This is a genomic window from Patescibacteria group bacterium, assembly GCA_041674405.1.
Taxonomy (GTDB): Bacteria; Patescibacteriota; UBA1384; order XYA2-FULL-43-10; family XYA2-FULL-43-10; genus JBAYVT01.
In genome coordinates this window covers 76,598-91,164 of sequence record JBAYVT010000002.1, presented here as the reverse complement: position 1 = coordinate 91,164, position 14,567 = coordinate 76,598, and the positions used below count along the sequence as shown (strand labels likewise).

13 protein-coding genes are annotated in these 14,567 nt (G+C 41.3%); all 13 read left to right on the top strand.

Annotated elements, in window-relative coordinates; all coding sequences use genetic code 11:
• Positions 1 to 40: 40 nt before the first annotated feature.
• The 13 genes from secA to WC080_01820 all read left to right on the top strand — a co-directional run bounded on the left by secA (position 41) and on the right by WC080_01820 (position 14,562).
• Positions 41 to 2,749, top strand: coding sequence for a preprotein translocase subunit SecA (gene secA, locus WC080_01880; protein ID MFA7244018.1), 2,709 nt, complete (start codon positions 41 to 43; stop codon positions 2,747 to 2,749).
• A 66-nt stretch (positions 2,750 to 2,815) separates the two neighbouring features.
• On the top strand, positions 2,816 to 3,361 hold the full coding sequence (locus tag WC080_01875) for a 2'-5' RNA ligase family protein (protein MFA7244017.1): 546 nt from the start codon (positions 2,816 to 2,818) through the stop codon (positions 3,359 to 3,361).
• A 56-nt stretch (positions 3,362 to 3,417) separates the two neighbouring features.
• Complete coding sequence (gene gpmI / locus WC080_01870; GenBank protein ID MFA7244016.1) at positions 3,418 to 5,001, top strand: 2,3-bisphosphoglycerate-independent phosphoglycerate mutase; 1,584 nt, start codon at positions 3,418 to 3,420, stop codon at positions 4,999 to 5,001.
• Between the two features lie 202 nt (positions 5,002 to 5,203).
• Positions 5,204 to 5,884, top strand: a complete 681-nt coding sequence (ftsE, locus tag WC080_01865) for a cell division ATP-binding protein FtsE (protein ID MFA7244015.1) — start codon at positions 5,204 to 5,206, stop codon at positions 5,882 to 5,884.
• 91 nt (positions 5,885 to 5,975) lie between these two features.
• A complete protein-coding gene (gene ftsX, locus WC080_01860) occupies positions 5,976 to 6,884 on the top strand; it encodes a permease-like cell division protein FtsX (GenBank protein MFA7244014.1) in 909 nt (302 codons plus the stop codon).
• Between the two features lie 97 nt (positions 6,885 to 6,981).
• Positions 6,982 to 8,160, top strand: a complete 1,179-nt coding sequence (locus WC080_01855) for a CHAP domain-containing protein (protein MFA7244013.1) — start codon at positions 6,982 to 6,984, stop codon at positions 8,158 to 8,160.
• 58 nt (positions 8,161 to 8,218) lie between these two features.
• A complete protein-coding gene (locus tag WC080_01850; GenBank protein MFA7244012.1) occupies positions 8,219 to 9,451 on the top strand; it encodes a S41 family peptidase in 1,233 nt (410 codons plus the stop codon).
• A 4-nt stretch (positions 9,452 to 9,455) separates the two neighbouring features.
• A complete protein-coding gene (rplI, locus tag WC080_01845; GenBank protein ID MFA7244011.1) occupies positions 9,456 to 9,890 on the top strand; it encodes a 50S ribosomal protein L9 in 435 nt (144 codons plus the stop codon).
• Between the two features lie 64 nt (positions 9,891 to 9,954).
• Positions 9,955 to 12,336 carry a hypothetical protein gene (locus WC080_01840; protein ID MFA7244010.1) on the top strand — a complete coding sequence of 794 codons (2,382 nt, stop codon included), beginning with the start codon at positions 9,955 to 9,957 and terminating at the stop codon, positions 12,334 to 12,336.
• Positions 12,337 to 12,394: 58 nt separating this feature from the next.
• Positions 12,395 to 12,955, top strand: coding sequence for a LemA family protein (locus WC080_01835; GenBank protein MFA7244009.1), 561 nt, complete (start codon positions 12,395 to 12,397; stop codon positions 12,953 to 12,955).
• A gap of 26 nt (positions 12,956 to 12,981) precedes the next feature.
• On the top strand, positions 12,982 to 13,323 hold the full coding sequence (locus WC080_01830) for a DUF4870 domain-containing protein (GenBank protein MFA7244008.1): 342 nt from the start codon (positions 12,982 to 12,984) through the stop codon (positions 13,321 to 13,323).
• A gap of 27 nt (positions 13,324 to 13,350) precedes the next feature.
• Positions 13,351 to 13,653, top strand: a complete 303-nt coding sequence (locus WC080_01825) for a hypothetical protein (GenBank protein MFA7244007.1) — start codon at positions 13,351 to 13,353, stop codon at positions 13,651 to 13,653.
• A 6-nt stretch (positions 13,654 to 13,659) separates the two neighbouring features.
• Positions 13,660 to 14,562, top strand: a complete 903-nt coding sequence (locus tag WC080_01820; GenBank protein MFA7244006.1) for a M48 family metallopeptidase — start codon at positions 13,660 to 13,662, stop codon at positions 14,560 to 14,562.
• The last annotated feature ends 5 nt before the right edge of the window (positions 14,563 to 14,567 follow it).

The following is a 14,567-nucleotide window of genomic DNA, read 5'->3' as shown; positions in this document are numbered from 1 at the left end:
ATTCTTTGAGTTAAAGCCAGACATAAAAAGATGGAGAGTTATGTCGTTTTTAGATAAATTGGTTGGGAATTCATATCAAAAGGTTATCCGGAAGCTCCGAGCGAAGGTTGATAGAATCTCCGATCTTGAAGCTGAGTTTCAGAAACTGACTGACAAGGAGCTGAGGGACAAAACTGCCGAACTCAAATTACGGTTGGCGGAAGCAGGCGGTGATTTAGAAAGAGAGAAGGAAATTCTCGAAGAAATCACTCCCGAGGCTTTTGCTATTGTCCGCGAAGCGACCAAGCGCGTCTGGAATGAGCGCCAATTTGACGTTCAAATTATCGGTGGGTTGGTACTTCACGAAGGCAATATCGCAGAGATGAAAACCGGAGAGGGAAAAACTATTGTTGCAACCCTACCTCTCTATCTAAATGCTCTCACTGGGCGCGGTGTTCATTTGGTTACGGTCAACGATTATCTCTCAAAATTTAACGGTGAGGGTATGGGAGAGGTTTATAATTTTCTTGGGATGACCGTCGGTGTGATCCAAAGTAATCAAGAGACCTACAGATTTGAAAAGACTAAGTCCTACAAGCACTACTCCGAATGTGATGGATCAAACCTTACTCCTTGTAGCCGCAAGGAGGCCTATGCTTGCGACGTCACCTATGGCACGAACAATGAATTCGGTTTTGATTATTTGCGTGATAACATGGCACCGAGCGTGGAAGCCTGTGTCCAACGCGAACTTTATTTTGCCATCGTCGATGAGGTGGACTCGATTTTGATTGATGAAGCGCGTACTCCGCTTATTATTTCGGCAGCGGCCGAAGAATCTGGCAGCATGTACGCCCAATTTGCATCACTCGTGCCGCGTTTATCCGAAAGCGAGGATTATACGGTTCAAGAAAAGGAGAAATCAGTTTATCTTACCGACGAAGGCATTCGTAAAATGGAAAAGATGCTAGGTGTTGAGAATATATATGAGGTTTCCGGTGGCAACATGGTCCATCATCTCGAGCAAGCACTGAAGGCGCATGCCCTGTTCAAGCGTGATCGAGATTACGTGGTTCGAGAAGGTGAAATTATCATTGTTGATGAGTTTACTGGACGGCTTATGATCGGCCGCAGATACTCCGAGGGCCTGCACCAGGCAATCGAAGCAAAAGAAGGTGTCGAGGTGAAACGCGAATCACAAACCCTGGCAACAATTTCTTTCCAGAACCTGTTTCGAATGTACAAAAAACTTTCGGGCATGACTGGTACAGCAGCGACAGAAGCGGAAGAATTTTTTAAGATTTATACGCTTGATGTTGTCGAAATTCCAACGAACAAGCCCATTGTACGCAAAGATCATGAAGATAAAATTTATAAGACCGAGGCTGGAAAATACGATGCTGTAGTACGGGATGTAAAAGAATGTAAAGAAAAAGGACAACCGGTTCTTATCGGCACGGTTTCGGTTGAAAAAAACGAACTCATTTCAAAGCTTTTGAAAAAAGCCGGTATTAAGCATGAAATATTAAACGCGAAAAATCATGAACGCGAAGCAAAAATTATCACCAAGGCGGGATTAAAGGGCTCAATTACGGTTGCAACCAATATGGCCGGACGAGGTACGGATATTAAGCTCGGCGAAGGCGTACGCGAACTTGGCGGCTTACATGTTATTGGTACGGAGCGCCATGAAGCAAGACGGATCGATAATCAGCTTCGAGGTCGATCTGGACGTCAAGGCGATCCCGGATCTTCGCAATTCTACGTTTCTTTAGAAGATGACCTGATGAGAATTTTTGGCGGCGATCGTATCAAACTTATGATGGATCGGCTTGGACTACCAGAAGATCAGCCTATCGAAAATCGCCTGATTTCTCGATCGATTGAAAGCGCTCAGCGAAAAGTGGAAGGATATAACTTCGACATTCGAAAACATTTGGTTGATTATGACGATGTGATGAATAAGCACCGCGAAGTAATTTACCGAAAAAGGCGTGGGATTCTCGAATTGGCAAAAAATGAAAAAGGCAGCCCTAAAGACGAAATTCTCGGTATAGTTTACAATCAAATTGAAGGAATTATCAATCGCAATATTGATGACAAGGAAAAAACAATTTCTGAACTTAAGGTTATTTTTGGAAATAATGCCAAGATCGAAAATTTGTCATCTGAACATCTTAAGGATTTTGCAAAATCTATATATGACGAAAGAGAGAATAGATATGGTCATGAAGTTATGCGCCAAATCGAGCGCGCAATATACCTTCGGACAATTGACAATTTGTGGGTCGAACATTTGACAACGATGGATGAACTTCGTGAAGGCATCGGCCTTCGAGGTTATGGCCAGAGAGATCCGCTCGTTGAATATAAAGCAGAAGCCTACAGACTTTTTGAGGGTCTAATTGCGGCAATCGAATCCTCGGTCGCCCGCGTTATATATAAAGTCGAAGTTCAAGTCCAGCCCACTGCTCCAATCGTGCGTAGGCCATTAGAATACAAATCACCAGATCCTGATACGATAGGTGACATTGAAAAAGACGAGCCGATGCTTGAGGAAGAAGCAAAACGCACCGAAAAAAGAATCGAGCAATCTTCATCTGGCGGCGTGACGACTACCATCCGTGGCCCGAAAGAGACATCTGTTCACGATCGAATGATGTCGTCTGCAGGAAAACAGCATACGATAAAATCAAATTCAAAGGTGGGGCGCAATGATCCGTGTCCGTGCGGAAGCGGCAAGAAATACAAAAAATGTTGCGGGCGTTGATACTTAGACCATCGATGTATTTTTGTTGTTCACTACCAAATTATGATCTCAAACAAGGAGTAGCACATGCTTTACATTATAGTTATTATTATACCCGACCCTTATCGAAAAAAAATTTCTTCTTTGCAAGAGCAATATAAGGATCCAAATTGGAAGATTACTCTTCCTCCACATATCACGATTATGCCCCCTTCCTCTCTAGTCGATGGAGCTAGCGTGGAAACCTTGAAAAACCAGATTAATGCAACCATTCCTTCGCTCTCTGCTTTTCAAATTAGTACCGGGCCTATCAAGAAGTTTGATAATAAATTTGGGACCATATATCTATCCGTTGAAAATTCTAATGAGATTGTCCGTCTGCACCAAATTATTAAAAATGCGGTTTTACATTCAGTAGAAAAGTTAGATTATTATCCCGATAATTTTATTCCCCACATAACATTATCAGGGGATATTCCCGAAAATGCGCTTTTTGATAAGTACTCCGAAATGAAAGAGATTAATCTTGCATTCGATTTTAATTGCAGCAGCATAGGACTTTTTTGTAAAAATAAATCCGACAATTTATGGACCCAAATAGGCTTATATGATTTTCCGGATCAAACTGGATAGAGCAGAGCTCGCATGATATAATATATAGCGTAATTAAACTAGCCAAAGTGAGGGAAATGACCGAATCGGCCAGACGAAAAACCATGCTCGTGGTTTTAGATGGATGGGGATTATCTCCAGTGACAGATGGCAATGCGACCTATCTTGCTAAAACCCCAATCCTTGATCACATTTATGGAAATTATCCAAAAATCTCGATTACAGCCTCCGGAGTAGAGGTTGGTCTTTCTCGTGGAGAGATGGGAAATTCGGAAGTAGGGCACTTGAATTTAGGCACAGGAAGGGTTGTATGGGAGAGCCTTCCCAGAATTGACCAAGCTATCGAGTCAGGCGAATTTGGGAAAAATGAAGAACTGACAAAAACGCTGGAGAAGGCAAAATCGGGGAAATTGCACCTTATCGGAATTACCAGTTCGGGAGGGGTACATTCTCATGTGAACCACTTGTTTGCCGCTTTAGATGTTGCGAAAAAAATTGGGGTGAAGGATGCTTGTATCCATTTTATTTCAGATGGCAGGGACACACCACCAAAGGCCGCATTAGCAACTGCACAACAAATTGAAGCCAAGCTTAAAACAATCGGTCTTGGGCGAATCTCAACTTTGATCGGTCGCTACTATGCGATGGATAGAGATTCAAGATGGCAACGTACCGAAAAAGCTTATCGCCTGATGACCGAAGGGAAGGGGAAAGAATTTTCTTCGGTTCTTGAGGCGATCAAGGATAGTTATGATAATCAGATATTTGACGAGTTTATTGAGCCTTGCGTAATAGATAAAACTGGTTTGATCGAGCACGGTGACACGATAATTTTCTACAATTTTCGCGTAGATCGCGTTCGCCAACTCCTCGAGGCCTTCTCAAGTTTTGAATTTAATGGTTTTCGCCGAAACAAAATTACGCCGCTTAATATCGCTACAATGACAGAATATGATGCAAGGTATGGCCTACCGGTAATTTTTAAGCCTACAAATCTAAAAAATACCTTTTCTGACATTATTTCCGAGTCTGGGCTTAAGCAATTTCATACTGCTGAGACTGAAAAGTATCCTCATGTGACTTATTTTTTCAATGGTGGGGTAGAAAAGCCGCACAAAAACGAGAATGATATAGTCGTGCCATCTCCAAAAGTGCCAACATATGATAAAAAACCTGAAATGTCGGCTTCTGGCGTGAGCGAAAAAGTTATTTCTGCCCTGTCAGCAAAGGAAGACTTCATACTTGTGAATTTTGCAAACGGGGACATGGTTGGGCACACAGGAATGCTTGGGGCATCGGTAAAAGCATGCGAGGCGATTGACTCTTGTCTTAAAAAAATGCTTTTGAAAGCATCGGAAAATGGATATTTTGTATTTCTTACGGCTGATCATGGAAATTGTGAAAATATGATTGACCCGATCACGGGTGAGGTAAACAAAGAACATACGACCAATCCCGTACCCTTTGTTTCAATGGATTTTTTGAAAAAGCCACTTTTATTTAGTAACGATATTTTATTCAAGCATGAAGATTTGATAAAATATTCTTCTGAAGGACCGACGGGGATTCTTGCCGATGTTGCCTCCACAATTTTATCTGTCATGGAGATTGCAATGCCAGGGGAGATGATCGGTACTGATTTAACAAAATTAATGGGATAATATGCAGGATATTTTGAAACCAAAAATTGATAAAAAGGCAGATTCCGAGACTCAAACAAAAGCGCCTCATGATAAATCCTCAGAGAAGCCTGAAGGACAAGATCTGATGCCTAAACCGCCCAAAGACGTTCCAGAAAATGATTCTGTTGATGAAAAAAAATCAGATCCAGGCAATAAAGCCAAAAAAAATTCACCAGAAGCAGTGATTGAATTTATCAATGTGTGCAAGACTTATCCTGGCAATATTGTTGCAGTGGACGATGTATCCTTCAAAGTTTTTTTAGGTGAATTCATATCTTTGGTTGGGCCATCCGGGGCTGGCAAATCGACCCTGATCAGGCTTTTGACGAGAGAAGAAGATCCGACTTCGGGACGAATTATCGTTGCCGGCCGAGACATCTTGCAGCTTAAAAAAAGGGATTTACCTTATTATCGCAGAAAGGTCGGGGTGATATTTCAAGATTTCAAATTGCTTCCAAAAAAGACCGTATATGAAAATGTCGCTTTTGCTCTAGAGGTGGCTGGGGCGACCAGGGCAGAAATCGAAGACAAAGTACCAAAAATTATTGAAATTGTCGGATTGACTTCGAGAATTAAGGCTCTATCTGAAGAATTATCAGGTGGTGAAAAACAGCGTGTTTCGATCGCAAGAGCGCTTGTGCATAAGCCAAGGCTTTTAATCGCTGATGAGCCCACTGGTAACTTGGACCCTGTAACTACATGGGAAATTATTGAGCTTTTGTTCAAAATCAATCGACAGGGAACTATCGTGCTTCTCGCAACGCACGACAAAGAAGTGGTTGATGCTCTGCAGAGGAGGGTTATCACCATGCGTGACGGAAAAATCGTGGCGGACCAGGCACATGGTAAGTACGTTCTTTAATTTGAAAATCAAAATTCAAAATTACAAGTAAAAAATTATTAAGCATTGAACTAATTTTTACTTTTAACTTTTTAACTGGTTAAGGAAACATATGTTTACCCTCACAATATATCGAATATTTAAAACATCTCTGATTTCACTCTGGCGGAATCGCTGGCTTTCGCTTGCTTCAACCTTGATTATGGTAATTACGCTTATCACGATCTCGATATTTGCGTCGCTTTCTGTGATCACAAATAAAATGGCGGAAAACCTGAAAGACAGGATCGACATGGTCGCCTATATTCAAGATTCTGCAACTGAAGATCAGGTTACTGCGCTTCAAAAAGTCATTCGTGCCAGGCCGGAGGTAACATCGGTAGATTACGTTTCAAAAGAAGAAGCATTGCGAATCTGGCAAGAGAGAAATAAAGACAATGAAAACATCAAAAATATTGTCAATCAGGCCGACAATCCGCTTCCCAGGAGTTTAGAGATTAAAACGGAAGATCCGCAGGATCTGGATAAAATTGACTCTTTTCTTTCCAGCCAGGAATACACTCCGTTGATCAAAGAATTATCTTACCGCAAAAATAAAGATTTAATCGACAAACTTATCAGGATAACTACTTTTGTGAATATCGCTGGTTGGAGCCTTTCTTTGGTTTTTGCCTTGATCTCTGTTTTGGTTATTTACAATACGATCCGCTTAACAATATTTGCACGATCGGAAGAAATAGAAATCATGAAGCTTGTGGGGGCGACGGATTGGTATATCCGCGGTCCATTTATAGTTGATGGTATAGCGTATGGTATCGCTGCCACCATAATTGCGTCTCTGCTTTTGTATTTGGCTTTTCAAATCACAATTCCTGTTGCTAGAAATTATCTCGGCGGTTTTGATATGGGGCAAGGCTATCTTGGGGTCAGTTTCGGATTGGTAATATTTTTGCAATTTGCCGTTGGTGTTATACTTGGCGCTGTATGTTCGATTGTTGCCGTTAAGAAATACCTTAAATAAGCCAAAATTCAAAAGTAAAAAACTTTGAAACATATATTAATATCTTGACCAGTTAAATGATAAGTAGTATAATAATATGTACAGGAAAGAAGAATAAGTGAGGGTTGAAAAAATACAAAAATTTATCACTTGGGGCGCATCGCTAATACTTGGTTTTGCGCTTTTTTTGATTCCTTTGTCCTCATCGGCAACCTCTTTATCCGATTTGCAGAAGCAACAGACGGCCAAACAACAACAGGCGGCGGCTGCTGCAGCAGCTGCAGCTACTGCCCAGAAACAAGCAGACGCGATAAACACACAAATAAATAACCTAAATAGTCAAATCACCTCAACTCAAAATGCAATCGATACTACCGAAAATCAGATTACAGAAACCCAAACCACGATTGATGATCTGGCGAGGCAAATTGAGGAACAGCAAAATAAATTGGATGAAGAAAAAATTAAATTAAATAACATTGTCGTTTCGTGGTATATGGAAGGGGATAATTCAGGCTTGACTTATGCGCTTTTGTCTTCAGGCACGTTATCTGATGCGGTCACCAAACAGCAATATTACGATGCTATCAAACAACAAATTCAGACTGAAACAGAGAAGATTAATGAAATGAAAGACGAGCTTTCAAAACAAAAAGCCGATCAGGACAGCAAAATGGCAGAACTGAAAAGTTTGCGTGACCAGAAAGAAAGTTATTTCAATTCGATAACAGCACAGAAGAGTTATAAAAACACCCTACTTACCGGAACCTTGGCTCAAAAGCAGAGCTATTTAGATCGGGTTGAGGCATTAAAATCAGAAATCCATAATCTTTCTGACGCTATTTATGCATTGCGCCAAAAACTAGGAGCAGGAGAGATCGTAAAAGACCAAGGGTGTGGCGGATACCCGTATTGTTATCTTACACCAGACACTCCAGACCCAGATCCTCCTGGATATGGTTTCTTGGTGAGAGAATGTACATCATATGCATCATGGTATTTTAATGTAATGGAAGGTAAAGCTTGGCATAATACTCGGCCTGGTAATGGAGATGCGGCAAATTGGCCTGTTCTTGCTGGCGACCAAGGATACAGCGTTTCTTCCACCCCCCGTGTCGGCGCAATTATTAGTTGGCAAAAATCTACTTCTATGCCGTACGGTCACGTTGCGATTGTGCAAGCGATAAATGGAGACGGGACGATTGACGTTTCGGAGTATAACTGGTCTAAATTCAAGTATAGCTATCGAGAGAACGTAAATCCTGGACGCTATGGCGGATATAGCTACATTTACTAAACAAAAATTCCCAATTAGCCCATTAGACTTATCAGACTAATTTGGTTACAATTATCTCATGAAAATAAAGAAAAAATGGCCTAAACAAATTTGGGCTAAATGTTTGTTGTATTTTCTTGTCCTGATAATCGTACTATCGGGCGCTTTTATATCGGGATATACCACCGGGAAAAAGGGCATCGATCTTAACATTCCCTTTGTTCCGGCGAGTGTAGTAAATACCGATACCGGTAAGCCGGCAAATGTCGATTTTTCAACTTTTTGGGATGCTTGGAACAAATTGAATCAAGACTCGGTTGATACAATAAATCCCCAAAACCTTGTTTATGGCGCAATTTCAGGCATGCTAAATTCGCTAAATGATCCTTATACCGTGTACTTTACCCCAGAGGAAAACAAAAAATTTCAAGAAGATATGTCCGGACAATTTGAAGGGATCGGCGTGGAGGTTACCGAAGTAAATAACTCCTTAACCATTGTTGCCCCTCTCCCTGACTCTCCGGCGGAGAAAGCCGGAATCAAGGCAAAAGACGTGATAATTTCAGTAGACGGGCAAAATGCTTTTGATCTCGGCTTCCAAGGCACGATTGATAAAATCAGAGGAACAAGCGGCACGGATGTAACATTAGTATTATCGAGGCCTGGACAGGATCAAAATATTACAATCAGGGTTACCAGAGAAAAAATCACGGTTCCATCGGTTACGCTGGAATATAAGACATTGGATGGCAAGAAATTTGCATATGTGACAATCCGACAATTTGGTGATGATACTAATAACCTGTTTGATGGCATTGCGAATGATATTTTAAAAAATAAACCCGATGGAATTGTTCTGGATCTTAGGAACAATCCTGGTGGTTATCTTGATAGTGCAGTCGATGTCGCCAGCTATTTCTTGGATGGCGGAAATGTGGTCTCTGAAGTTGAAAAAGACAACAAGAAGAAGGATTATAAAACCATAAGGCGGGCGACACTCAAGGATTATCCTTTGGCTGTTATGGTGAATGATGGATCGGCTTCAGCGGCTGAGATATTGGCTGGCGCAATTAAGGACAGAGCGCGTGGTGAGATCATCGGTACAACAACTTTTGGCAAGGGAAGCGTACAAATACTGGAGGAGCTAAAAGACGGCTCAGCCATCAAGGTCACGATTGCAAAATGGCTTACGCCGAATGGGAATACGATTGATAAAGTTGGAATTAAGCCGGATTTGGAGATTAAGGCTGACACAAATGCTTCAGACGACAATATTTTATCGGGTGCTTTACAATATTTATTAAAGAAGTAGGTTTATGGAAGTAATTTTTACCAAGAAATTAGAAGGTATAGGGGAGTTGGGAGAGCGCAGGAATGTTAAGCCGGGATTTGCGCGAAATTATCTGATTCCAAAAGGGCTGGCATTTTATGCTACTGATTCACGTGCCAAAAAATTGGAATCAGAATATCTTATAAACAAAGAGAAAGAGGAAGACGAAAGCCGTTCGAAAGATTTGGCGGAATCAATTCAAAATTTAAATTTGAACTTTGTCCTTAAAGCGGAAAAGGGTAAAAAAGCCTATACCGGCATAAATGCCAAGAAAATAGAAGACGAGCTTGCCGAAAAATATCAAATACACGCAGAAAAAGTTAACTTAAAGGGGGCGCTCAAAGACGAAGGGGATCATTCGGTAAAAATCGTTATTGGAGGAAAAGAATTTGAGCTTATGGTTAAAATTGAATTGAAATGAACCGCCAAGGCTTGTTCTTAGGTGCGATTAATCTTATAATATGCATGATTAGCAGTGAGGGGTAATGGACCTAGACGATACAAATACCGCTTCGGGAACCGGAGGCAGTCCCTGGGACGACCCAGTTGATCTTCCCGAAGAAGGAAATAAGCCCAAAATTGTCGGAACATTGGATAATGAAAATGTTTCTAATGAACCGGAGGAAAAACCCGTTCCTTTTAACATTCCCAAGGAGATTGACGAGCAGGTTGGCAAAAAAATTCCTGCTTCGTCTGTTGCTGCCAATGACCAAGCTTCTGTGCCGGCAAATAAACCAAATACTGCACCAGAAGTAGCCTCCAAAAAGGCAACCGAAACAGCCGAAATGGCTAAACCAGAAACTACGCCCGTTGGCCCTCTTTTAGAGCAACCACAACCAAAGATTGATCCTGCTGGAAATCAGATTGTCGAAAATGCAAGCAAGCCCGATGTTACTGAAAATTTGCCCCAAGAAAAATCCTCGCCACCGGTTATTGATTTATCGACGCCTGATGGAAAACAATTGGAAGATGCGGCAATGCCGCCACTGCCTCAACAACCGGTCAATACCCAAAAAACTACAAATAATTCTCTAAGTGATATCAAGCAGCCGGAAATTAATAAGCCGGTTTCTTCGGATATGCCATCTATTAACAAGCCCAAGAAGGCCGGTATATTTGGATTTTTTAAAAAACGCAAACCTTCTTCCGAAAAGCCCGTGGGTGAGCCGGTTTTGCCAACGTTACCGGTAAATCCCAGCCAAGCAAAGACGAATAATACAACGGCTGCTGTTCCGCCATACGCAAAAATGCCTTCTGTTTCCGGTGCGCCTGTGAAACCTATGCAATCGGGTGCTAAGCAGGTGGGTGCAGCTCCCCAGTTTGCCAAAAGCAGTAAACCACCCCTTTTGAAAAGGCCGGCTTTTGTAATTACTTCGTGCGCAATTCTGTTGATTGTGGCGGTCACGTTTTTAACCGAAGCCGGCGTAATGTCATTGGGGCTCGAAAATATTTATGGTGCTATTGGCCTTGAGAACTTGTGGGGTGGCCTGCCAAAAAATCCAGAAAAAGCTCTAGCAATAGCAGTTGCCAACAATCAAAATCATCCGAATTTTAAAATGTCCGGAACCTTGTCTCTGACCGTCAATAAAACAATAAATTCAAACATAACCTCGCCGCTTGTGTCGGCCATTGCCCTTCCTTATGCACTATCTGACAGCGAAATAAGCAATTCAATTTCCGGAGTATTGGCCCAATACGAAAGCTATTATTCTGGTGATTCTTCGACGAGCACGGATTCTACAGCATCCGATATTTATGGTAGTTCGTCATATTCTTCTACACCATCTGTTGACTCCGCAACGGACAATTCAAATTCGGCAAATAATTCTGCCACCAATTCCACAACTAATTTAGGGGACCAGTCTTCTTATCCAAGCTACCAATCACAAGAAACCACAGTAAAGCAGCTGGATTTTACGTTTTCTGGTTCGTCCAACAAAAATGCATTCTCTCTGGACATCACAGTTAAAAAATTAGTAGGATCAGACAGCAAAATTTCTTTGTTGAATTCAGCCAACGATTTATATGTTAAAGCGGGAAGTGATATAAAATTTAACGAAAAAGCAGACCCGAACAAGTGGCTTGATTATAAACTTTCGGCACTGGCAGATAGTGGAAATGCTATGTCCCAATTCTATGCAGCCAAACCAGACCAAGGTTTTTCCATCATTGGTAGCCGTGTTGCTAACGAGAAAATCGGAGGAGTACGATGTTACAATTACCAGATAGACAAACTTGAAATCGGCGGAATATTTGATAAATTAGGGATAAAGAGTGAAATGGTACAAAAAATCGATGGCAATATTTGGATTGGAATTTCAGACCATCTCATACACAAAGCTGACCTGATTATCATCCCATCTATTTCTTCTTCTGTAACACGGGCTGAGATAAATATAGACTTTTCCGGTTACGATGTAGAAAATACCATTACGATACCAAGCCTTGGTGATAAAATAGAAATTGCAACGAGTTCTTCATCATCAAGCTCGGATACTACCCCTGGCAGCACTTACGGGTCTTCAAGCAACGCACAAGCGTCAACGGCAGAAACAAATGACAATTTACGCAGATCAGATCTTGCCAAAATCAAAGGCGGTCTTGAAGCTTATAAGCAAAAATATGGTAAATATCCGATATCTTCGGCCTTGCTTAATATAAATACGGCTGGCAATCTAGTCGAAAAGGCAATTGTGCCAACTTATATCGATGTGATTCCGGCAGATCCAAAATCGTCTGAGGGCTGGTTTTATGGCTATGTATCTGATGGTAAAACATTCCGGCTTTCAGCCCGATTCGAGAATTTAAATGACAAAGAAATAACAAAATCTGGTGACATATACTTGCATTATGTGTATAATAATTGAGAGTTAAGGCATATTGAGTTATGAGTCTGTAGAACGAAGTTCATAAAAAAGGAATATTATGTCGATAGCTGTTTGGATCATAATTATAATCGTAGCAATAATACTTATTGCTTTGATTGCTGGCTACAACAAGCTTGTTACCTTGAAAGTTCGATCCGAAGAGGCGTGGAGTGATATTGATGTTCAGTTGAAACGTAGGTATGACCTGATTCCCAACTTAGTCGAAACAGTCAAAGGTTACGAAAAACATGAAAAAGAAGTTTTTGAAAATGTGACCAAGGCACGTGCAGATGCGCTTAAAGCTGGAAATCTTACGGAAAAGGGTAAGGCGGAAAATCAAATTTCCGAAGCCCTTAAATCAATTTTCGCAATTGCTGAAAACTACCCACAGCTCAAAGCCAATGAAAACTTTGGCAAACTGCAGGACGAGCTTACAGACACAGAAGATAAAATTCAGGCTGCCCGCAGGTTTTACAATGGCAATGTTCGCGAACTAAACATTGCTATCCAAAGTTTCCCCTCGAACATTATTGCTTCGATGTTTGGCTTTAAGTCTAAGGAATTATTTGAAGTTGAGAATGAAGCGGAGAAACAGCCAGCTAAGGTTAATTTTAGCTAAATATTAAATAATTTAAGGGAGTTTGTATGCCAGAAGAAAAACCAGCGCCAAGCAAGAGCGAAGATAATACTCTTGCAATTTTGGCACATGTTTTAGGTATTGTAATCGGGTTTATTGGTCCGCTTGTAATTTATCTTACAAAACCGGAAGAGGGTTATGTCAAAAACCAAGCCAAGGAAGCTTTGAATTTCCAAATTACGGTGCTTATCGGCTATATCATTGGATGGATTTTGACAATAATCTTGATCGGAACTTTGATCGTTTCAGCGGTCGCGATCGTCAACTTGATCTTCTGCATCATGGCTGCTGTTGCCGTATCCAAAGGTGAAGATTACAAATATCCATTTGCAATTCGCTTGATTAAATAATTTTTTGTAATTTAGCGGGAGGCTACCTTGAGAAAGACTAGCATTATGGCTGCTGTTCTTTGTTATCTGCTAATTTTAGTTGTAATTCCACTCTTATTTTATCGTGATGACGATTATGTCTTTTATCACGCAAAGCAAGGGACGGTCCTGCTTCTTTTGTGGGCAGCGGTTCCTTTTGTGCTGGCTATCCCGCTGATAGGTTGGGTTCTCGGCCCGATTTTGGCACTTTTCAACCTTGTAGTTATGATTCTTGGAATAATTGCAGCCCTAAAAGGCCAAATCAAACCTCTTCCTGTTGTTGGCAAAAAAATTGAACACATAATTTTTTAGGTCGTAATGACAATCTATCAAAACATCGATACCAATAAATGGAGGTCGGGAATACTTTTGTTATTCTTCGTTGTTATTGTCATTGCTCTTGGTTTTGTTTTTTCTTATGCTTTCAACTCGCCGGTTATTCTGTACTTCGCGATTGTGATAGCCTTAATTCAAGGGCTTTTGAGTTATTTTTCTGGTGACAAAATTGCATTATCAATATCTGGGGCGCAAAAGCTTAATCGCAAAAGCAATGAGCCATTATTTCGCATTGTTGAAAATCTTACCATTACAGCGGGCCTTCCGATGCCGGAGATTTATATCATTTCCGACGATGCACCGAATGCTTTTGCCACTGGTCGGGATCCTAAACATGCGTCTTTGGCAGTAACTACAGGACTTTTGGATATCCTTGATAAAAACGAATTGGAAGGTGTGATTGCGCACGAATTATCGCATGTTGGCAATTATGACACACGCCTTATGATGATTGTCGTCGTTTTGGTTGGTGTCATTACCTTATTATCAGACTTGTTTCTGCGTTCGCGATGGTTTGGTTTTGGGGGGAGAAATCGTGATTCGGGGGGTGATGGACAGCTTCAGGCGATTCTCTTAATAGTGGCTCTTGTGGCAGCAATCTTGGCTCCGATTGCGGCAACGTTAATTCAGCTGGCAATTTCGAGAAAACGGGAATTCTTGGCCGACTCATCCGGAGCACTTCTGACCCGTTATCCCGAAGGTTTGGCGGGAGCATTAAAAAAGATTGGCGGATATTCACGCCCAATGCGAAAAGTTTCCGGTGCCACCGCTCATCTTTATATTTCTGATCCGTTTGGAAAGAAAGAATCGTATTTTCAAAAAATATTTTCCACCCATCCGCCGATTTCAGAAAGAATTGCTGCGCTTAACAAGATGAGCGTATAATACGG

What these genes read in the sequence shown, in the direction of transcription:
- secA (MFA7244018.1), top strand. Translation starts at nt 41, where the DNA reads ATGTCGTTTTTAGATAAATTGGTTGGGAATTCATATCAAAAGGTTATC.
- WC080_01875 (MFA7244017.1), top strand. Translation starts at nt 2,816, where the DNA reads ATGCTTTACATTATAGTTATTATTATACCCGACCCTTATCGAAAAAAA.
- gpmI (MFA7244016.1), top strand. Translation starts at nt 3,418, where the DNA reads ATGACCGAATCGGCCAGACGAAAAACCATGCTCGTGGTTTTAGATGGA.
- ftsX (MFA7244014.1), top strand. Translation starts at nt 5,976, where the DNA reads ATGTTTACCCTCACAATATATCGAATATTTAAAACATCTCTGATTTCA.
- WC080_01850 (MFA7244012.1), top strand. Translation starts at nt 8,219, where the DNA reads ATGAAAATAAAGAAAAAATGGCCTAAACAAATTTGGGCTAAATGTTTG.
- rplI (MFA7244011.1), top strand. Translation starts at nt 9,456, where the DNA reads ATGGAAGTAATTTTTACCAAGAAATTAGAAGGTATAGGGGAGTTGGGA.
- WC080_01840 (MFA7244010.1), top strand. Translation starts at nt 9,955, where the DNA reads ATGGACCTAGACGATACAAATACCGCTTCGGGAACCGGAGGCAGTCCC.
- WC080_01835 (MFA7244009.1), top strand. Translation starts at nt 12,395, where the DNA reads ATGTCGATAGCTGTTTGGATCATAATTATAATCGTAGCAATAATACTT.
- WC080_01830 (MFA7244008.1), top strand. Translation starts at nt 12,982, where the DNA reads ATGCCAGAAGAAAAACCAGCGCCAAGCAAGAGCGAAGATAATACTCTT.
- WC080_01820 (MFA7244006.1), top strand. Translation starts at nt 13,660, where the DNA reads ATGACAATCTATCAAAACATCGATACCAATAAATGGAGGTCGGGAATA.